17 protein-coding genes are annotated in these 19,455 nt (G+C 54.1%); 14 read left to right on the forward strand and 3 right to left on the reverse strand.

What is annotated here, in order from left to right:
* Positions 1 to 48: 48 nt before the first annotated feature.
* Positions 49 to 846, reverse strand: a complete 798-nt coding sequence (locus B6A39_RS02185) for a cytochrome C assembly family protein (protein ID WP_083000889.1) — start codon at positions 844 to 846, stop codon at positions 49 to 51.
* A 246-nt stretch (positions 847 to 1,092) separates the two neighbouring features.
* Between B6A39_RS02185 and ffh the strand changes: the two genes are divergently transcribed.
* The 13 genes from ffh (at position 1,093) to B6A39_RS02250 (ending at position 14,724) form a co-directional block, all read left to right on the forward strand.
* Positions 1,093 to 2,511: a signal recognition particle protein gene (gene ffh / locus B6A39_RS02190; protein ID WP_009724080.1), complete on the forward strand. Its 1,419-nt coding sequence runs from the start codon at positions 1,093 to 1,095 to the stop codon at positions 2,509 to 2,511.
* 290 nt (positions 2,512 to 2,801) lie between these two features.
* Positions 2,802 to 3,050, forward strand: a complete 249-nt coding sequence (gene rpsP / locus B6A39_RS02195) for a 30S ribosomal protein S16 (RefSeq protein WP_009724081.1) — start codon at positions 2,802 to 2,804, stop codon at positions 3,048 to 3,050.
* Between the two features lie 73 nt (positions 3,051 to 3,123).
* On the forward strand, positions 3,124 to 3,669 hold the full coding sequence (gene rimM, locus B6A39_RS02200; protein ID WP_009724082.1) for a ribosome maturation factor RimM: 546 nt from the start codon (positions 3,124 to 3,126) through the stop codon (positions 3,667 to 3,669).
* A gap of 101 nt (positions 3,670 to 3,770) precedes the next feature.
* Complete coding sequence (gene trmD / locus B6A39_RS02205; protein ID WP_038486491.1) at positions 3,771 to 4,532, forward strand: tRNA (guanosine(37)-N1)-methyltransferase TrmD; 762 nt, start codon at positions 3,771 to 3,773, stop codon at positions 4,530 to 4,532.
* Positions 4,533 to 4,752: 220 nt separating this feature from the next.
* Positions 4,753 to 5,109, forward strand: a complete 357-nt coding sequence (rplS, locus tag B6A39_RS02210; protein WP_009724084.1) for a 50S ribosomal protein L19 — start codon at positions 4,753 to 4,755, stop codon at positions 5,107 to 5,109.
* 142 nt (positions 5,110 to 5,251) lie between these two features.
* Complete coding sequence (gene xerD / locus B6A39_RS02215; protein WP_083000892.1) at positions 5,252 to 6,133, forward strand: site-specific tyrosine recombinase XerD; 882 nt, start codon at positions 5,252 to 5,254, stop codon at positions 6,131 to 6,133.
* Positions 6,108 to 6,899 carry a DsbC family protein gene (locus B6A39_RS02220; RefSeq protein ID WP_083000895.1) on the forward strand — a complete coding sequence of 264 codons (792 nt, stop codon included), beginning with the start codon at positions 6,108 to 6,110 and terminating at the stop codon, positions 6,897 to 6,899. Before xerD ends, B6A39_RS02220 begins: the two co-directional genes overlap by 26 nt.
* An 86-nt stretch (positions 6,900 to 6,985) precedes the next feature.
* Positions 6,986 to 8,302, forward strand: a complete 1,317-nt coding sequence (locus tag B6A39_RS02225) for a homoserine dehydrogenase (protein WP_083007830.1) — start codon at positions 6,986 to 6,988, stop codon at positions 8,300 to 8,302.
* Between the two features lie 3 nt (positions 8,303 to 8,305).
* Entirely contained in the window at positions 8,306 to 9,694 is a 1,389-nt protein-coding gene (gene thrC, locus B6A39_RS02230; protein WP_083000898.1) for a threonine synthase, read from the forward strand.
* A gap of 6 nt (positions 9,695 to 9,700) precedes the next feature.
* Positions 9,701 to 11,500, forward strand: a complete 1,800-nt coding sequence (locus B6A39_RS02235; protein ID WP_083000900.1) for a single-stranded-DNA-specific exonuclease RecJ — start codon at positions 9,701 to 9,703, stop codon at positions 11,498 to 11,500.
* 29 nt (positions 11,501 to 11,529) lie between these two features.
* Positions 11,530 to 12,147 (forward strand): YitT family protein, encoded by a 618-nt coding sequence (locus B6A39_RS02240; RefSeq protein ID WP_083000903.1) that lies wholly within the window; start codon positions 11,530 to 11,532, stop codon positions 12,145 to 12,147.
* Between the two features lie 227 nt (positions 12,148 to 12,374).
* Positions 12,375 to 13,868 carry a cytochrome P450 gene (locus B6A39_RS02245; protein WP_083000905.1) on the forward strand — a complete coding sequence of 498 codons (1,494 nt, stop codon included), beginning with the start codon at positions 12,375 to 12,377 and terminating at the stop codon, positions 13,866 to 13,868.
* Positions 13,849 to 14,724, forward strand: coding sequence for a lysophospholipid acyltransferase family protein (locus B6A39_RS02250; RefSeq protein WP_083000908.1), 876 nt, complete (start codon positions 13,849 to 13,851; stop codon positions 14,722 to 14,724). Before B6A39_RS02245 ends, B6A39_RS02250 begins: the two co-directional genes overlap by 20 nt.
* 131 nt (positions 14,725 to 14,855) lie before the next feature.
* Here B6A39_RS02250 and B6A39_RS02255 read toward each other — a convergent pair whose 3' ends face one another.
* Together B6A39_RS02255 and B6A39_RS02260 are read right to left on the reverse strand one after the other, a co-directional pair.
* Positions 14,856 to 17,405, reverse strand: a complete 2,550-nt coding sequence (locus B6A39_RS02255) for a heavy metal translocating P-type ATPase (RefSeq protein ID WP_083000911.1) — start codon at positions 17,403 to 17,405, stop codon at positions 14,856 to 14,858.
* Entirely contained in the window at positions 17,372 to 17,815 is a 444-nt protein-coding gene (locus B6A39_RS02260) for a MerR family transcriptional regulator (protein ID WP_083007831.1), read from the reverse strand. Before B6A39_RS02260 ends, B6A39_RS02255 begins: the two co-directional genes overlap by 34 nt.
* A 274-nt stretch (positions 17,816 to 18,089) precedes the next feature.
* Here B6A39_RS02260 and B6A39_RS02265 point away from each other — a divergent pair, with 274 nt between their 5' ends.
* On the forward strand, positions 18,090 to 19,436 hold the full coding sequence (locus B6A39_RS02265; RefSeq protein ID WP_083000914.1) for an OmpP1/FadL family transporter: 1,347 nt from the start codon (positions 18,090 to 18,092) through the stop codon (positions 19,434 to 19,436).
* The last annotated feature ends 19 nt before the right edge of the window (positions 19,437 to 19,455 follow it).

Genomic DNA, 19,455 nt, shown 5'->3' on the forward strand with positions numbered 1-19,455 from the left:
TTATCAACGCCAAATTAAATCAGTGCTGATAATGCGGTGAGTATAGGTTTAGCGATTGAGCAAGATTTCCAGTACAAACTTGCTGCCAAAGTAAGCCAGCAGTAGCAGTATGCACCCGCCAAGCGTCCAGCGCACAGCGCGCATGCCACGCCAGCCAAAACGATATCGACCCACTAAAAGTGTGGTGAAAATAATCCACGCTCCCAGCGAAAGTACCGTTTTATGCACCAAATGCTGCGCGAACATATTGTCGAGAAAGATCAGCCCGCTGATGATCGAAAGTGTCAGCAATATAATGCCCGACCATACCAGTTCAAACAGCACTCTTTCCATGGTGGTGAGTGGTGGTAGTGATTGCACAATGCCACGAATATGGTGATGGCGCAGAGCTTGGTTCTGCAGGCCAACAAGAACCGCTTGAATCGCTGCAATCGCCAAGACGGCAAACGCCAGCGCAGAGCTGACGGCATGCAGTAAAATGCCAGGCGTTAAGCCGCTTTGACTCCCCTGGCTCGGTAACCAGGTAGCAAAAATAAGCGCGATACCCGCGAGAGGGAATAGCACGATGCCAGCATTAAGCACCGGCTTAAACAGACTGGCGACGAGCACAACGTTGACGGCCACTGCCATCAGCAGCGTTGCGCTGGTAGTGAAACCAGGTAGCAGCCCTGGGGCTGAGCTAACAAGCTCCACAACCACTGGGATATGCAGTAAAAGCCCAAGTGCACCGAGTAAGCGTACCATGCCCTGACGTGGTGGTACGCGGCGAAATAAAGTCATGCCCTGCCAGATGGCAGCGGCGACATAGAGTATAAAAGCGATCGTGGCGAAAGGGAGCGCCTGCATGATGCTATCCGTGCGCCTTGCAGCGCGTTGTTGAATCCAGTGTCATCGAACCAACGCTGTGAAAGTCAGCGGTGCTAAATCGTTCAAGCTAGAACAGTTCGCCTACTATAACCAATCATGGCGGCGTCGCACAGCCATCGATAACCAACGTTGACGACCATGGAGACTCGCGCGGCGAGCGCGTATAATCGATTAAACATTCGTCCGGTGTGACCGCCCGGCGACAACGACGGAGGCAGAGGCCCCATGTTTCAGAATCTGAGTGAGCGTCTTTCCCAGACGTTGAAGTCGATCAAAGGCCAAGCGCGGCTAACTGACGACAATATCAAAGACACCCTGCGCGAAGTGCGTAAAGCACTGTTAGAGGCAGATGTCGCCTTGCCGGTGGTGAAGGCATTTATTGAGCGTGTTCGTGAACGTGCTGTTGGCCAGGAAGTCTCGAAGAGCCTTTCGCCAGGCCAGCAATTCGTTAAAATCGTCCAGCAAGAGCTGGAAGCGATTATGGGCGAAGCCAATGAAGGCTTATCCCTAAAAGGCTCACCTGCGGTCGTGTTGATGGCAGGCCTGCAAGGGGCGGGTAAAACCACCTCTGTTGCTAAACTGGCGCGTTATCTGCGTGAACGCGAAAAGAAAAAAGTGCTGGTGGTCTCCGCCGACGTTTATCGTCCAGCGGCGATTGATCAGCTAGAGACGCTGGCAAAAGAAGTTCAGGTGGATTTCTTTCCGTCTCGTTCCGATCAGAAGCCAGTGGATATTGCCACAGCGGCAATCAAACACGCCAAAATTCAATTCCATGATGTCGTATTAGTCGATACCGCCGGGCGGCTGGCCATCGACGAAGCGATGATGGCCGAAATCCAGGCGCTGCATAAAGCAATTTCACCGGAAGAAACGCTGTTTGTGGTCGATGCCATGACCGGCCAGGATGCGGTGAATACGGCGAAAGCATTTCACGATGCACTGCCGCTGACCGGGGTGATTCTCACCAAGGCTGACGGTGATGCCCGTGGTGGTGCGGCGCTTTCGGTACGCCATATCACTGGTAAGCCTATTAAGTTCATGGGGGTTGGTGAGAAAGTCGATGCCCTTGAACCTTTCCATCCGGATCGTGTGGCATCACGGATTCTGGGTATGGGCGACATGCTGTCGCTGATCGAAGAAGCCGAGCGCACGGTGGATAAAGACAAAGCCGCTAAGCTGGCCAGTAAGGTCAAGAAGGGCGATGGCTTTGATCTGGAAGATTTTCGTGATCAGTTACAGCAGCTCAAGAAAATGGGTGGCATGGGTGGCCTTCTTGGCAAGCTACCAGGCATGGGGCAAATGGCTGAAATGGCACAAGGCCCTGGTCCGGAAAAAGAGCTTGGCAAGCTGGAAGCGTTGATTAACTCAATGACACCCAAAGAGCGCCGCAAGCCCGATATTATCAATGGCTCGCGCAAGCGCCGTATTGCAGCGGGGGCTGGCCTGCAAGTACCTGACCTGAATCGCCTGCTAAAACAGCATAAGCAGATGCAGAAAATGATGAAAAAAGCAGGCAAAAAAGGCGGGATGCAGAAAATGATGCGCGGCATGTCTGGCATGATGGGCGGCGGCGGGCCGGGTGGTCCTGGCGGCGCCGGTGGCATGGGCGGTATGGGTGGCCCCGGCGGTCTTCCCTGGCGTTAAGCCATTGTTAGCAACCTTGTAACGTGCTTGGCAAGGTTGACGGCTTAAGAGTTTTCTGGCTGTCAGGCTTTCCAAGCAGAGCGCATTTGCGTAGAATGCGGCCTCTTCATGCGTGGGTGTTGGCAAAAATGCGCGAGCATCGCCTTACCATCTGCCAGTGAAGAACCTGATGGTACGCAGCAAATCACTGATTTTAGTCTGCAGTGCCGAGAAAATAGTATGACGAGTGTTCTGTTAGCGATCTGCGCTATTCCACACTCTCGTAACCTCAACCGAAGGATAGTTATCGTATGGTTACCATTCGTTTGGCACGTGGTGGCGCCAAAAAGCGTCCCTTTTATCACCTGACTGTTACTGATTCGCGCAACGCCCGTGACGGCCGTTTCATCGAGCGTATCGGCTTCTTCAACCCGGTTGCCCGTGGTCAAGAAGAGCGTCTGCGCGTTGATCTTGAGCGTGTTACTCACTGGCAGAGCCAAGGCGCCCAGCTGTCTGGTCGTGTTGCTGAGCTGGTTAAAGAAGCGCGCAAACAGGCTTAAGTCTGTTAATGCGTGACTGCTAGTAAGTGATAGTAGGTGATGTTGTCGTTGTAATTTGTTGGAGCGGTCGTCGATGACGCGTTTTGAAACTAGCCATACAGACGACGCACATGTGGTGCTTGGTAAGTTAACTAGCCCTCACGGGATTAAAGGTTGGCTTAAGGTCTACTCCTATACCAATCCCATAGACAGCATCATGGAATACCCAGAATGGTGGGTGCGCCGAGGGGAATCCCTTACGCGTATGACCGTGATTCAGGGGCGTCGGCAAGGCAAGGGTCTTGTGGTGCAGCTAAAAGGTGTTGATGACCGAACGGCAGCCGAAGCGCTGGCGCAAACGGACATTCTGATGCCGAAAGAAGCACTGCCTACGCTTTCCGATGATGAGTATTACTGGCATGAGCTTGAAGGTTTAACTGTCTTCACTCAGTCAGGCGAGCGGTTAGGGCAGGTCAGTTACCTGTTTGAAACCGGCGCAAACGATGTCATGGTGGTGCGCGGTGATAACGACGCAATCGATAAGCGTGAGCGGCTGTTACCTTTCTTACCCGATGATGTAATTGTTGAAATCAGCCTCGAAGATGGCCGCATGGTCGTGAACTGGGATCCTGAGTTTTGAAAACAGGTTTGAGTAAGCAGTTGTCGAGCGAGCTCACAGTAACTGATTCAACCGTTACTGCAGCCAACGGTGAAGAAAGCAGCTTAACGGATGCTCCCGCTATGTGGATTGGCGTGGTATCGCTGTTTCCAGAGATGTTCGATGCGATTACCCAACAAGGTGTGGTCGGTCGAGCGGTAGAGAAACAGCGCATTGCCCTGGAGTTTTGGAATCCGCGCGATTACGCCACAGACCGCCACCGCAGTGTGGACGATCGCCCTTACGGCGGCGGCCCCGGCATGCTGATGAAGGTAGACACCCTGCGTGCTGCTATCTTTGATGCTCGGCAGCGAGCAGAGCAAGCGACGGGACAATCGCCAACAGTGATCTATCTCTCGCCCCAGGGGCGTAAGCTGGATCAGCAGGGAGTTCAAGCCCTCGCCTCAGCTGGCCCTCTCGTAGTGGTCGCTGGGCGCTATGAAGGCATTGATGAGCGCGTGGTGGAAAGTGACATTGATGAAGAATGGTCAATTGGTGACTATGTGCTGAGCGGCGGTGAGTTGCCAGCGATGGTGCTAATTGACGCGGCGGCACGGCTGGTACCCGGTGTGTTGGGCCACCAGGATTCCGCTATCGAAGACTCGTTCAATGATGGCTTGTTAGACTGCCCGCACTATACCCGTCCTGAGACGATCGACGGGCGACAAGTGCCTGATGTGTTGCTAAGCGGTAATCATGCGGCCATCAAGCGCTGGCGGTTAAAGCAGTCGCTAGGCCGTACATGGCAGCGCCGTCCTGATTTATTGGCAGGGCGTACGCTTGATGCCGAGCAGCAGCGGCTTCTAGACGAGTTTATCGAGGAACACGCTCTGTCTACTAAGTGATTGTTTTTCGATTGCATAGAACAGAGCGGCGGTGCAGGGCGAATTAGGCCGATAGTCCATAAGACAGCTAGACCATAAGGCAGTTAGTCGATGAGATAGTTAGCCTACGCACCTGTGTCACCCATAACGACTCCCGCGTAGCTCGCTTCGAGCGCCGGGATCACGGTTTGCCCCTTCCACAACTGCGTGGCAAGCCATTACGTTATTTAGGAGTATGAAAATGAGCAGCAAGAACAAGGTGATCCAGGCGATCGAATCCGAGCAAATGGGTAAAGAGATTCCGGCCTTTGCACCGGGCGACACCATTGTCGTTCAGGTTAAAGTAAAGGAAGGTACTCGTGAGCGTCTGCAGGCGTTTGAAGGTGTGGTTATTGGTAAGCGTAACCGTGGCCTGAACTCCGCTTTCACCGTACGTAAAATTTCTCACGGTGTTGGTGTTGAGCGTACTTTCCAGACCTACAGCCCGTTGGTTGACTCTATTGAAGTCAAGCGTCGCGGTGACGTTCGTCAAGCCAAGCTTTACTACCTGCGCGAGCGCAGCGGCAAGTCGGCGCGTATCAAGGAAAAGCTGGCTTAACAGCCACTTTTTCACGGGCGCACGCTGTTTTTGACATGCGTAGTTTTTGACATGCGTAGTGCTCGGATACCAAGACCCCGTCACCGCTTTGCGGGGCGGGGTTTTTGTTTGTGTGGTACCACCGTCAAGAGACCGTTAGCCTATGAGCGTGATAGATGCCTATCTAGATGCCTTATGGTTGGAGCAAGGGGCAAGCGACCATACGTTAGCGGCCTATCGGCATGACTTAGCGGCTTGGCAACAGCAGCTCGAAAGCGCGGGGGAAACACTGTTAACACCCTCGCCAGAGCGTTTTAGCGAGTGGTTGGAATTACGTCGAGAGCAGGGGTATCAACTGCGCAGCAATGCACGGCTACTATCGTCGCTGCGCAGCTTTTACCGTTGGGCGCGGCTTTATGGGCATATCGCCAATGACCCATTGGCCAATGTGGCGCTGCCGCGGGTACGCCCTAGCTTGCCGAATACTCTGGAAGAGGAGGAGGTCGAGCGTCTCTTACTCGCCCCCGATATCAGCACCTCGTTAGGGGTTCGCGACCGTACTATGCTTGAGCTGCTATATGCCTGTGGGCTACGCGTGTCAGAGCTGGTTGGGCTAACGGGTGATGCGGTCAATCTTCGCCAGGGGGTTGTTCGTGTCAGGGGAAAAGGTGATAAGGATCGGTTGGTGCCAATGGGTGAGGAAGCTGCCGGGTGGATAGAGCATTATGTGAAGACGGCTCGGCCTGCGCTAATGCAAGATCCTACACGGCCCGCGCTGTTCCCTGGTCGGGCAGATAAAGCCATGACGCGGCAAACGTTTTGGCATCGCATTAAAGCTCACGCTATCACTGCGGGTATTACTCGCCCCTTGTCACCTCACACGTTGCGTCACGCATTTGCGACTCATTTATTGAATCATGGTGCTAATTTGCGGGTCGTACAGCTGTTGTTAGGTCATAGCGACCTATCTACAACGCAAATTTATACGCATGTTGCCCAGGCGCGCCTGGAGCAACTGCATGCCGAACACCATCCGCGAGGTTGAAGATACAATGCATCAACGTATGTCTTTAGTTGCTAAATCCTGTGTTCCCTGGCTGGCGCTGGTGGGCTGCTTACTGCCTGTGGTTGCCGGTGCTGATACCGTGCCCGAACATCTGGCGGAGAATTTACAAGTTAATGGCCAGTCAATGCCGGTGGAGCAGGTAAATACAACGCCGATAGACGGGGTGTATCACGTTATCTTGGAAAGCGGAGAGTCTTTTTATTCCAATGCCGATGGCAGCCACTTTTTGGTAGGGGACCTCTATCAAAACGCGGATAATGGCCTGGTTAACTTAACCGAACAGGCGCGTAACCAGGAAAGAGCCGCGGCACTTGCTTCCATGCCAATAAGCGAGCGAGTGGTTTTTCAGGGCGTCGATGAGCCTAAAGCCACGGTAATCGTATTTACCGATCCAACTTGCCCTTACTGTGAACGTTTGCATGAAGTGGTGCCTGAGCTTAACGAACGGGGCATTGCGGTGCACTATATGGCCTTTCCACGCGCAGGCATGGGAAGTGGAGCCGCGACGACGCTTGAGCAAGTGTGGTGTTCGGATAACCGCAGCGAGGCCATGACACAAGCTAAGCAAGGCCAAACGCTTGCGGCATCGGCAAGCTGTGATAACCCCGTTGCCGATCAGTACGAATTAGGTAAAGCTGTGGGCGTACAGGGGACGCCTGCGATTGTGTTACCAGACGGGCAAATGGTGCCAGGGTTTGTACCCCCCGACCGGCTCGTTAGCATGTTAGGCTTGGAAGACGAATAACGTCACGAGCAGTGACGAACGATAGCGCTGAGACACTGATTTAAGAGGCGGCACCTATGGGTGCCCATCACGAAAGGGGAAGTATTTTGAAACCGGTAAGAGTAGGCATTTGTGGGTTAGGTACAGTCGGTGGCGGTACATTTAACGTATTAACACGTAACGCTGATGATATTAGCCGTCGTGCTGGCCGCCCGATTGTGATTGAGCAGGTTGCCCACCGCAGTATTCATCCTGACTGCGATATTACCGGCATTAATGCGACCTCTGACGTGTTCGAGGTGGCGAACAACCCCAACGTGGATGTGTTGGTAGAGCTGATTGGTGGCTACGATATTGCTCGAGAGCTGGTGCTAACGGCCATTGAAAACGGCAAACACGTTGTGACTGCCAACAAGGCGTTGATTGCTGTTCATGGAAATGAGATTTTCCGCGCCGCGCATAAGAAAGGCGTCATAGTCGCCTTTGAGGCGGCTGTGGCGGGCGGTATTCCTGTTATCAAATCGCTGCGTGAAGGCCTAGGTGCTAACCGTATCGAGTGGGTGGCGGGTATCATAAATGGTACCGGCAACTACATCCTGACCCATATGCGTGATGAAGGTCGCGCGTTTGAAGATGTGTTGGCCGAAGCCCAAGCGCTAGGTTATGCAGAGTCTGACCCCACTTTTGACGTGGAAGGTATCGACGCTGCCCATAAATTGACCATTCTGGCGTCAATTGCCTATGGCGTACCGCTGCAGTTTGATAAAGCTTTCACCGAAGGTATCTCTCGCATTACTGCCGAAGATGTCGAGCAGGCCGATAACCTGGGTTACGTGATTAAACACCTGGGCATCTCGAAACGGACTGATCAAGGGTTGGAACTGCGAGTTCACCCGACGTTGATTCCTAAAGAGCGCCTGCTGGCTAATGTGCACGGCGTTAAAAATGCGATTGCGGTGATGGGCGATGCGGTTGGCCCAACACTCTATTACGGCGCTGGTGCTGGCGCTGAGCCGACAGCCTCTGCTGTCGTAGCGGATCTTCTGGATGTTGCCCGTGATATTGCCACGGACCATCACTACCGGGTGCCTTACTTGGCATTTTGCGGCATCGACGACGATGCCAGTCAACTGCCCATTATGCCGATGGAAGATATCACCACGGCGTATTATCTGCGTTTGTTGGCGGTGGATCGCCCGGGTGTGTTGGCGCGTGTTGCCACCATTCTGGCCGAGCAGGGCATCTCTATTGAAGCACTTATCCAGAAAGAGGCTACCGAAGGTGAGTTGGTACCGATTATTTTGCTGACGCACCGGACAAAAGAGAAACAGATGAACGATGCTATCCGTGAAATCGAGTCCATGGCGGATATTGCTGGGCCGGTTACCCGTATTCGCGTTGAAAGCCTGAGCGAAGGGGAGTAACTCATGCGTTATATCAGCACGCGCGGCCAAGCGCCCGCGCTCTCTTTTGAAGAGGTTGTGTTAACCGGCATGGCCAGCGACGGCGGGCTTTATGTGCCGGAAACGCTACCTGAGTTTTCTAAGGAAGAGCTGGCCAGCATGGCTGGCCTTTCTTACGCTGAGATTGCTTTTAGGGTCATGAAGCCGTTTGTAAATGGTGAAATTGACGACGATACCTTCCGTCGCTTGGTGACAGAAGCTTACGCCACGTTCAATCATGACGCCGTTGTGCCGCTAAAGCAGTTGGACGCCAATCACTTTCTGCTAGAGCAGTTCCACGGCCCAACGCTGGCGTTTAAAGATGTCGCGCTGCAGCTATTAGGGCGGCTGCTGGATCATTTCCTGAAAAAGCGTGGTGAGCGTGCCGTCATTATGGGTGCGACCTCTGGGGATACCGGCTCGGCGGCCATTGAAGGCTGTCGCCACTGCGATAACCTCGATATTTTTATTCTCCACCCGCACAATCGCGTTTCAGAAGTGCAGCGCCGCCAAATGACCTCGGTGCTAGCCAACAACGTTTTCAATATTGCTATTGAAGGCAATTTTGATGATGCCCAGGCAATGGTTAAGGCGAGTTTTGCTAACCAGGATTTCCTGAATGGCACGCGCTTAGTGGCTGTTAACTCGATCAACTGGGCGCGCATCATGGCGCAGATCGTGTACTACATCGCCGCTGGCGTTGCATTGGGCGCGCCTCAGCGGGAAGTGAGCTTCTGCGTTCCGTCGGCTAACTTCGGTAACGTCTTCGCAGGCTACATGGCGTTTAAGATGGGGCTGCCGGTGAAGCAGTTCATTATTGCCACCAATGCCAACGACATTCTGCATCGCACGCTTGCCGCCAATGATTTCTCCAAGAAAGAGTTGGCAGCGACCCTCGCGCCGTCAATGGACATCGTTGTTTCGTCAAACTTTGAGCGTTTGCTGTTTGATGCTTACGACCGCGATGGTGCCGCAGTGGCGGCGTTACTAGAACGCTTCCAGCAAGAGCCTACGGCGCTTGCCGATGCACCGCTTGCCAAGCTGCGCGAAAAATTCGCCAGCCATAGTGTTGATGATGCGACCATTCTAGAAGTCATTCGTGAAGCTCATCACCGTACAGGTGAGATTCTTGACCCTCATACCGCCACTGGCTATCGCGCTGCAGAGCGCGCACGAGTAGATACTACGACGCCGGTGATTACACTTGCTACCGCGCATCCGGCAAAATTCGCTGAGGCTGTGGTCAAGGCAGGTTTCCAAGGTGTGCCGTTGCCCACACATATGGATGACCTGCTTGAGCGCGAAGAGCGTTACACGGTGTTGCCAGCTGAGCTGAGCGCCGTGCAGCAGTTTGTCGCTGACAATCGGCGCTGAGGCGTCATGGTCGACGAATCATCACTCACGCAGCAAAACGCCAATCAGCCACGCTTAGAGCCTCGTCCACTGGACGAGGCTATCTATGTACGTGCCCAAGCGGAAGGCTTAAGCGAGCTACAAGCACGGCTATTGGCCTCACGACTGCCGGGCTATAAGGGCGAACTCGCGCCACTGGTGGCGCCGAGCTTGCGTTACTTGGTGCATCCAGAAAAACTAGCCGACGGTCGCCGTGCCGCTGAACGTATTGCTCAGGCAGTGGCAGAAGGGGAATCCATCGGCATTCTCACCGATTACGACGTGGATGGTATTACCTCCCACGTGGTGATTCGGCGCACGTTAGTGGAACTGTTTGGCGTATCAGAACACAAGTTACATAGTTTGATTGGCCACCGTATACACGATGGCTATGGCATTAGCCTGCCGCTGGTGGAGCGCACACTTGGTTTAAAACCGCTGCCCTCGTTGGTGATTACCGCCGACTGCGGCAGCTCAGATGAGCCGCGAATTGCACGCTTGAAAGCCGCTGGTATTGATGTGGTGGTCAGCGACCACCACGCGCTGCCGTTGGAAGGCCCACCGCCTTCTGCCTATGCCTGCGTTAACCCGACACGCAGTGATTGTGACTATCCCGATAAAACGATCGCCGGGTGCATGGTGGCATGGCTTTTGATGTCACTTGCCCGTGGCGTATTGATTGAATGGGGGGCATTGCCTGATGCGACACCTAAGCTATCACCGTGGCTTTCTTACGTCGCGCTGGGCACCGTAGCGGACTGTGTTTCGTTGGGCGGTAGTCCGGCTAACCGCGCAGTGGTTAACTACGGATTAACGCTGATCAACCGGATGGATGCTGCCTGTTGGCGCGCCATGGCGGCGCGGCTTGGGGCCGATAGTGTGCCATTTAATGCTGAAACGCTGGCGTTCCAAATGGGGCCACGAATTAACGCTCGCTCACGGCTGGATGATCCCTATGCGGCGTTACACTTTATGCTCGCGGAAAGCGATAGTGTCGCCAATCGTCAGCTAGAAGTGCTTGATCAAGACAACCAGTCCCGCAAGGCGATTGAGGCGGACATGGCGGAAGAAGCGCGTGCGCTTGCTGTGTCTGCGCTGGAAGCTAATGAGCCGGCGGTGGTGGTGCTGCTGGAAGATGGCCACCCCGGTGTGCAGGGGATTGTCGCTTCGCGGTTAGTACAGGCCTATGGTCGCCCCGCGTTGGTGCTGACCCGCGCGGCGGCGCCCAATATGTTGACCGGTTCTGGCCGCTCGATTGATGGCCTGCATCTTCGGGATGCGCTGCAACGCACCTTTGAGCTAGCCCCTGAGGCGCTACCGCGCTTTGGCGGCCATAGTGGGGCGGCGGGTGTCGGCGTACCAAGAGAGCAGTTAGCGGCCTTTAAAGCCGCATTTTTACAGGCGGTTGGTGAGCAGTTGGGCGATACACCGCTTTACCCGCGGCTATGGACAGATGGCGAGCTTTCTACGTCGCAGCTGTCTCTGTTAACACTAACCGAGGTTGAAGCGCTTGGCCCTTACGGGCGTGAGTTTGACCCGCCACTGTTTGAGGGGCGCTTTATTGTTGAAGCACTACGCCCCGTAGGTGCTGAAGGTTCGCACCTCATGATGGAGCTTTCCATGGGGGCGGTGACTAGCAAAGCGATTTGGTTCCGAGCGTTAACGCCAGGGGAGCTCCCCTCATTTAGCGTGGGCGACACGCTGCACTGCGCCTATAAGCTCAATCGCAACCGCTGGCGAGGACGAGAGTCATTGCAGTTGATGGTAGAACACGCCAGCCCTGTATAAGACTCGCCCTGTCCATCAAGGATGCCATCATGCACGTAGATCATCTCACGCAAGATCCTCATAAGCCTTATGAGGACATTATGGCGATGCTGCTGGGCACATTTTTTGTTGCTTTAGGAGTAGCATTTTACACCCATTCAGTATTGATTACTGGCAGCACCGCAGGGCTGGCATTACTGCTGAATTACGTAACTGGGTGGGGATTTGGCGTCTGGTTTTTTGCCATCAATTTGCCATTTTATTATTTGGCGATTAAGCGCATGGGGTGGAGTTTTACGCTGCGTACGTTTGCGGCGATTGGCTTGGTGTCGCTGTTTTCTGAACTCACCCAAGGCTGGGTACAGTTCGCCAATGTTCCGTCGCTGTACGCTGCGTTGATGGGGGGCGCTTTAATGGGCATAGGCATGTTGATGTTGTTCCGGCATCGAACCAGTCTAGGCGGCATCAATATTCTCGCGCTCTACCTGCAAGAAAAGCACGGCCTGCGGGCAGGCTATGTGCAATTGGGTATTGATGCGCTAATTTTGCTGGCGGCCCTTACCCAGCTACCGATAGACCGTGTGGGCTACTCAGTGCTTGGAGCCCTTACGTTGAACTTGATCATCGCCCTGAACCACAAGCCAGGGCGCTATATCGGTGTTAGCTAAACGGCCCTACTCAAGGCGGATAATCAGGAACTCACCAGCAAAGGCGAGTACGGTAGTGTTACTGCGCCAAGTATCTGCGCGGGCAGCGCCTACACGTCATTTGCTACGGTCACTCAAAACGCCCCGCGTATGTTGTCTGGTCGATACCCATATCGAACATACACGGCTAGTAAGGAAGGCCTGAAAAGTGCCTTCCAGGAATGCGTATATCAAGCAGGGCGCGGATAATGGATCACGATATTGTTTCAAGCAACGCAGAAGTAATCGCAAAAAACACTGATGATAATCAGCGGCTGGCTGATGCATTGAAACGAACGCAATACCTGGAGCCGCCGGTCAAGGTAAAGCCTGTTGCAGAGCATAAAGGCATCATGCACCGCATGCGTCGAGCGCAGCACGATTTGCTTTCTGTGTGGCGGGAGAAAGACTACTCAATACGTACCTCGCGTATGAAACTGCTGAATCAGGATTATGTTCTATGTAACAGCCCTGATACGGTGCGCCGAGTATTTCTTGAGCAGCATGACAACTATGATCGCAAAAGCCCGCAAATGCGGCGTGCACTGACACCCTTGCTTGATGATGGTCTATTTGTCAGTGATGGCGATTTGTGGCGTCAGCGCCGACGCCAATGTGCTCCGTCGCTAACGAACGCTTTATTACCTGGTTTTTGTACCATCATGACCGCCTCGGCTGATGAGACTGCCAAACGGTGGGCCGAGCACCCGCAGGATGTGCCCATCGACATGCTTACCGAGATGGCTCACTTGACGGCGCGTATCATTGGCCGAACGATTTTTGGTGATGATACAACGGACGAAGAGGCCGAACAGGTGGTGGCTGGTTTTACCGAGTATCAGCACCATTCTGAGCATCTGGATATGGCTAATATGCTGGGTTTGCCCTTTTTGAGTTTGCTAGGCAATCCGCTGCGAAGGGCGCGTACGCGTTACTCCGCAAAGCAAGTGCATGAAATTATCGACCGCATCATTGATCGCCATGCGCAAAGATCAGGACAGGGGCAGCATAGCTTAGTAGATAGCTTTATGGCGTCTATGAAAGAGGGCGAAGGTAGTGGCTGCCCGATGGGGCGGAAAGCAGTCCGTAATGAAGCGATTGTCATGTTTATGGCGGGACATGAAACGACCGCCAACGCACTGGCATGGTGCTGGTACTTGCTCGATTATGATCGACAGGCCATGGCGCTCCTGCAGCAAGAGCTTGATGACGTCCTCGGAGGTAGAGCACCGTGTTACGAAGATGTCGCCAAGTTGCCCTACACCATGGCGGTATTTGAGGAAGCTATGCGGCTATACCCACCGGTACCGATGCTAAGTCGCCAAGCGCGTGGTGCTGATCAAATTCGTAATCGTGAGGTGCGCCCAGGTACTGTCTTGCTCGTTTCCCCATGGCTGATGCATCGGCATCGAAAATTATGGGAAGCGCCAAACCATTTTGTTCCCGAGCGCTTTCTGCCCAAGGTGCCTCGCCCAGACAAGTTCACCTATCTACCTTTCAGTGTAGGGCCCCGTGTTTGTTTGGGAAAACGCTTCGGACTATACGAGGGGGTGCTCTGCTTGGCGACATTGGCACAACACTTCACGCCAACGTTGCTGCCTGATCATCAGGTGGCGATTGAGTGCCGCCTTACGTTGCGTCCCAAAGGAGGTCTGCCAATGAAATTGCAACCACGGAAACCTCATGACAAGACCTGCAATTGATCGTGATGCGGTGCTAGCGGCTGTGATGCGGGGGCTGCCGGTGTCGGCTGTCTCAGCCCTGGGGGCACGATTAGGAAGGCGCTATGCCAAGAAAGCCTGGAATAGGCAGGCACGTTGGGTCGAGCGCCTGGTGGGCAATCTTGAGTTTCTGAATGATCGAACGCTGGAAACCGGTGAGCGCCGTGAACTGCTGATGGCTTATGGGGAGCAGATGGGGCGTGTTTATGCCGAGATCCCCGCTCTACCGAGGTTAGTGCGTAGCCCTAAATTTCATATCGTCAATGAAGACGCCATCCATACACTGTCGGGGCCTTGCCTAATCGTTACCCCGCACCTGGCTAACTGGGAAACTGGTTTAGCTGTCTTGGGGCGAGCACTGGATTCGCTATACGTACTTTACGAGCCAAGAGAGACCGAAGCTCGCATGGCGCTCGCCATGCGGGCGCGGCAGTCGATAATGCCCCATGCCCAATTTATCTCGACGGCTCAGCCCCAGCCCATGCGGCAATTGATGAATGCACTGTCACAAGGAGCCAGCGTATCAATCATGCCTGATGAACCGGGGCCTAATGGGCATATACCGGCTTTTGGTAAAGAGCCATTGGCGCGGGGAAACCGTTGGATGGCCGCTAGGCTGGCCGCTAGCCAAGGTGCGCAAATCTTACCGTTATGTGTGACGCGGCACGAAGGCGCTGAGATGACGTTGACAGTGCATCCTCCGTTGCCGAGGGAGCCACGTTTGACCAGTCGGGAACAAGCCATCATTTATTCTGAAAAAATGGATGCGTTGTTCGAAGCCTGGGTACGCCAAGCGCCAACGGATTGGTACTGGTTGAAAGATGTACGACTCTATTGACGCTGAGAGGGGGGAGGCCATTTGTGTTGACGATACCCCTCTCGCATTAGTTTTTCACGATCAAGCGCTAAGCCAAAACCACCATACGATAGCAGCGATAAGTCCGATTCCTGCCAAGTTGATCAATAGGCTCATGATGAGGCTTCCTGTTGGGCGGGCTTCCAAAGCCTTAAACGGTTGGCGTTGCTAACCACGGTGATTGACGATAGCGACATGGCTGCACCGGCAATGATGGGGGACAGCAGCATGCCGGTGAACGGGTAAAGCACGCCTGCAGCAATCGGGATGCACAGTACGTTATAGCCAAAGGCTCCGACTAGGTTCTGTTTGATGTTGATGAGCGTCGCCCGGCTTAATTCAATGGCAGTAGCCACACCATGAAGCGAACCGCGCATCAAGGTAATCCCGGCGCTCTCCATAGCGATATCGGTGCCCTGGCCGATGGCAAAGCCAACATTAGCACGAGCCAGAGCTGGGGCATCGTTGATGCCATCCCCCACCATGCCTACGACTTCGCCTGCTTGCTGACGACGCTCAATTTCCGCATGTTTATCATCTGGCGTCATGCCTGCTCTAAACTCGCTAATGCCGACTTCCCGTGCTACTGCGGCCGCAGTGTGTTCATTATCGCCGGTGAGCATGACGACGGTTAACCCATCTTCTTGTAAGCGTTTCACTGCGGCGGCCGCGTCACCACGCAGCGGGTCACTGATACCGAATAGAGCAGCTAGCTTGCCATTGGCTGCTAGGTATACCAATGAACGTGCTTTCGCTTCTAGCTTGCGTACGCTCTCTTCTGCGGGGGTTAGGTCCACACCAGCCTCTTCGAGTAGGCGGGCATTGCCCAGCAGCAGTGAGTCGCCTGTTTGGGTGCTACCTTTCACGCCGCCACCGGTAACGCTATCAAACGTATCCAGTGTTTCAGCGGGGGCATTATGCTCTTCGGCATAAGCTGTTAATGCATTGGCTAACGGATGTTCCGAACGACTTTCCAGAGCGGCTACCCAGGCGAGCACTTGCGAAGGATCACTATGGAGTACAGTGGCATCGGTCACGCGGGGCTTGCCTTCGGTCAGCGTGCCGGTTTTGTCTACCACCAGGGTGTTAATACGGCTGGCGGTTTGCAGTGCTTCACCGCTTCTTACCAACACGCCGTGTTCGGCGGCTTTGCCCACCCCAATCATGGTGGAAATCGGTGTTGCCAGCCCTAATGCGCAAGGGCAGGCGATAATCAGTACCGTGGTGGCGGTCACCAGCATATGGATCACCACCGGGGCGGGACCGAAGTTAAACCAGATCAGCGCGGTTAGTACGGCGATGATCATGACGCTGGGGACAAAAATTCCCGATACCTTATCGGCCAGTTCGCCAATTGGCGGACGAGAGTTTTGAGCGCTGGCGACCTGTTCGGTTATGCGTCCCAGGCGAGTGTCGCTGCCCACACGAGTGGCGCGATAGACCAAGCTGCCATTGCCGTTAACAGTACCAGCGCTGACATCGTCATCCGCGTTTTTATGAACGGGCAGCGGTTCGCCGGTCAGCATGGATTCATCGATATAGCTTTGACCATCAAGTACGATGCCATCTACTGGCAGTCGTTCGCCGGGGCGTACGCGGATATGATCGTCTATCGCTACGTCGTCAACAGGCAGCTCCTGTTCTTGGCCATTACGAATAACGCGTGCTGTTTTCTCTTGTAGATCCAGAAGGCGCTTCAATGCGCTACTGGTGCGGCCACGGGCACGCAGTTCCATAGCATTGCCGAGTAGAATTAGCCCCACCACCATGGCTGATGCTTCAAAGTAAATGCCCTGGGCGACCTCTGGCAGCCAAGGAGCAAACGCCACGACCATTATCGAATAGAGCCAGGCGGTACCGGTGCCCATGGCCACGAGTGTGTCCATATTGGCCTGGTGGTGTTTGAATTGTTTCCAAGCGTTGGTAAAAAAGTGCCGTCCTGGAAATGCCAAAATAGCCAGGGTAAGCAGACCAATAACCAGCCAATAGAGGCGGCCCATTCCCATGGGGTGTGGGTGGTAAACAAACATGCTCAGCATGAGCGGAATGGCTAGCGATAATGACAGCATGCTGCCGCGCAGGCGTTGGCGATAGGTTACGGCCTCTTGTGCCTCGCGGGTGCGTTCGGCCTCGCGCATATCGACAATGGGCTCGGCGCGGTAGCCCGCTGCCGCTACAGCGTTAATCAGCGCCTCGCGTTCAACGTTGCCCGTTACTTGGGCGGTGTGGGTGCCAAAGTTAACCGATGCGTTGTTAACCCCTGGGGTGTTAGCCAATGCCTTTTCGACGCTATTTACACAGCCTGCACAGGTCATGCCGCTAATTAACAGTCTCTGCCGAGGGGCGCTGGTAGGTGTCTCATTTTCAGTCGTCTTTTTGTCGTTATCTCTATCGGCCGTTTGCGTAGTATCACTTTCCGTAGGCGGTTGAGTCTCGCTGCTGGGGTCATCCGGCGGATAGCCCGCCTCACTCAATGTGCTGTCCAGCGCATCGTTTTCTAATGTACTGGTAACTTCCAGGCGTTTGTCCGCGGGAAAGCCTTCAACGAGGGCGTTGGGGTCTGCGGCTTGAATCGCCTCGCGCATACGCTTGACGCAGCCCTGGCAATTCATGCCCGGCACGGTGCGACTCAGTGTTTGTGGCTGCAGGGTGCGTGATTGCATGGTGCCTCCTCGGGAAAACTCTCAATTAAACGGCATAGGCTATGGCCATCGGGCATGCCATTTGGCATGTGCTGCCAGCTTTCTAATGCCTGTTCCATGCGTTGGGCCAGCGCTTCAAGCTCGGCGATTCGCGCACGGATTTGTGGTAGCCGGTGGGCAAGTAGGTCGCGAACCAATGGACAAGGGGAGTCACCTTGGTCGGCGTGGGCCAATATGTCGCGGATCTCTGCCACACTAAAACCGAGCTTGCGTGCTCGTTGAATAAAGTGCAGCCGCTCTAAGTCAGTGGTTGAAAATAACTGGTAACCGTTATCAGGGTGGCGTGTGGGTGCCAGCAACCCCTCGCGGGTGTAATGACGAACCGTTTCAGCAGTAACGCTACCGCGTTTGGCAAGTTCGCCGACCTTCATCTCTCCAGGCTGCATAACGTCCTCTGCGTGGAAGTTGTGATGTTTTTAAGTGTAAAACCTATGGGTCACACATAGGTCAAGCGATATTGAGGCCTTCAGTCGAAATGACTAAAACACTGATTTAAAACACTCGTTCGACTAATGTATAAGTCAAAACCGAAATAAAACGCTCGTTTGCCCTTGATCCCAAGCGGTCATTGGGCGAAAACTGAGGTGTTAGAACAAAGAGGGTGGATGGAAGTATCCATCGGATCATTGGGAAGAGAGGCCCACTATGCATAATAAATTTAAAAAGCTCACCTTGGCGGCCGCAGTAGCATCAGTTGCTTTTGTTAGTCAGGCACAAGCAGGCGGTTATCAAATCAATGAGCAGAGCGTCAGCGGACAGGGGTATGGTCATGCCGGGCGCAGCTCAAATGTGCATGATGCAACCATTGTGTATGGTAACCCAGCAGGTATGTCGTTTCTTGATCGTGCTCAAATCACGGCGGGTGGCACGTTCCTAAACGTAAATAGTGACATCACGAATGTACGTGCCTCACAGAGTAGCCCTGCTTTCCTGCAGGCGACAGGGGGGGCGACAGATACGTTGCCAGTGGCGGGCACCAACGATGGTGATATGGTGCCGGGTACGCTAATTCCCTTCGCTTTCTATGCGCACCCTGTTAATGAACAGCTGGCATTCGGTTTTGGGGTCTACGCGCCATTCGGTTCTAAAACCGAATACGAAAATGGTTTTCAGGGGCGTAACCAGGGCAATTACACCGAAGTGAAAGTGATGACGGCTCAGCCGACGGTCTCTTATCGCTTCAACGAGCAGTGGTCTGTCGGCGCGGGCCTCACCTATAACCGCGTAGAAGGGGAACTTCGCCGTCAGGTGCCAGTGGCAACACCGCTGGGCCTTTCTGAAGTGGATTCGCGTGTGGAAGGCGATGATGAGGCCTGGGGTTATAACTTGGGTATCATTTATCAGCCAGTACCTGAAACTACGTTCGGCTTAACGTACCGTTCAAAAGTAGATTTTAATCTGGAAGGTAGCTTTGCGGCTAACTCACCAGTGTTGGATCAGCTAGGGATCGGCACAGTAACAGATACGGCAGCGTTGGATTTAACAACGCCTGAAACCGTCAACTTCTCGCTGACTCAGCAAATGAGTGACAACCTCAAGTTAATGTTTGGTGCATCCTGGGCACGCTGGAGTCGCTTTGACCAGATTTTGGTCACCGGCACCGAGCGTGGTGAAATTACCAATGAGCAGCAGAATTACTCCAATGCTTGGGCATTCTCTACCGGTGGTGAGTATCAGTTAACACCCACACTGGCACTGCGCGCTGGGGTAGCGCTAGACTTTACGCCCACCCAGGATGAAACTCGTAGCGTGCGTATTCCCTCTGACGACCGTCGGATTTTCTCGATTGGTGCAGGCTGGAGCCCCACGCCTGATTTAACCTTAGACGTTGCTTACTCGTACCTTACCGAACGCAGCACCCAGGTTGATCAAAGCAAAACTGACAGCTTCACCGTGGCCGGTCAGCAAACGCCGCCGATTACCTCTAACTACTCAGCAGACTATAAAAACGAAGCCCATGGCTTCGGTGCTCAGCTTACCTATCGCTTCTGATCATAAGCTGACAGCTTGA

Origin of the sequence: Halomonas sp. GT (assembly GCF_002082565.1) — a bacterium.
Lineage (GTDB): Bacteria > Pseudomonadota > Gammaproteobacteria > Pseudomonadales > Halomonadaceae > Vreelandella.

Excerpts from the sequence above, each read along its gene's own strand:
- ffh (WP_009724080.1), top strand. The coding sequence starts at position 1,093 with ATGTTTCAGAATCTGAGTGAGCGTCTTTCCCAGACGTTGAAGTCGATC.
- thrC (WP_083000898.1), top strand. The coding sequence starts at position 8,306 with ATGCGTTATATCAGCACGCGCGGCCAAGCGCCCGCGCTCTCTTTTGAA.
- B6A39_RS02185 (WP_083000889.1), bottom strand. The coding sequence starts at position 846 with ATGCAGGCGCTCCCTTTCGCCACGATCGCTTTTATACTCTATGTCGCC.
- B6A39_RS02235 (WP_083000900.1), top strand. The coding sequence starts at position 9,701 with ATGGTCGACGAATCATCACTCACGCAGCAAAACGCCAATCAGCCACGC.
- rpsP (WP_009724081.1), top strand. The coding sequence starts at position 2,802 with ATGGTTACCATTCGTTTGGCACGTGGTGGCGCCAAAAAGCGTCCCTTT.
- B6A39_RS02220 (WP_083000895.1), top strand. The coding sequence starts at position 6,108 with ATGCCGAACACCATCCGCGAGGTTGAAGATACAATGCATCAACGTATG.
- B6A39_RS02245 (WP_083000905.1), top strand. The coding sequence starts at position 12,375 with ATGGATCACGATATTGTTTCAAGCAACGCAGAAGTAATCGCAAAAAAC.
- rimM (WP_009724082.1), top strand. The coding sequence starts at position 3,124 with ATGACGCGTTTTGAAACTAGCCATACAGACGACGCACATGTGGTGCTT.
- B6A39_RS02260 (WP_083007831.1), bottom strand. The coding sequence starts at position 17,815 with ATGAAGGTCGGCGAACTTGCCAAACGCGGTAGCGTTACTGCTGAAACG.
- rplS (WP_009724084.1), top strand. The coding sequence starts at position 4,753 with ATGAGCAGCAAGAACAAGGTGATCCAGGCGATCGAATCCGAGCAAATG.
- B6A39_RS02240 (WP_083000903.1), top strand. The coding sequence starts at position 11,530 with ATGCACGTAGATCATCTCACGCAAGATCCTCATAAGCCTTATGAGGAC.
- trmD (WP_038486491.1), top strand. The coding sequence starts at position 3,771 with ATGTGGATTGGCGTGGTATCGCTGTTTCCAGAGATGTTCGATGCGATT.
- B6A39_RS02265 (WP_083000914.1), top strand. The coding sequence starts at position 18,090 with ATGCATAATAAATTTAAAAAGCTCACCTTGGCGGCCGCAGTAGCATCA.
- B6A39_RS02250 (WP_083000908.1), top strand. The coding sequence starts at position 13,849 with ATGACAAGACCTGCAATTGATCGTGATGCGGTGCTAGCGGCTGTGATG.
- xerD (WP_083000892.1), top strand. The coding sequence starts at position 5,252 with ATGAGCGTGATAGATGCCTATCTAGATGCCTTATGGTTGGAGCAAGGG.
- B6A39_RS02255 (WP_083000911.1), bottom strand. The coding sequence starts at position 17,405 with ATGCAATCACGCACCCTGCAGCCACAAACACTGAGTCGCACCGTGCCG.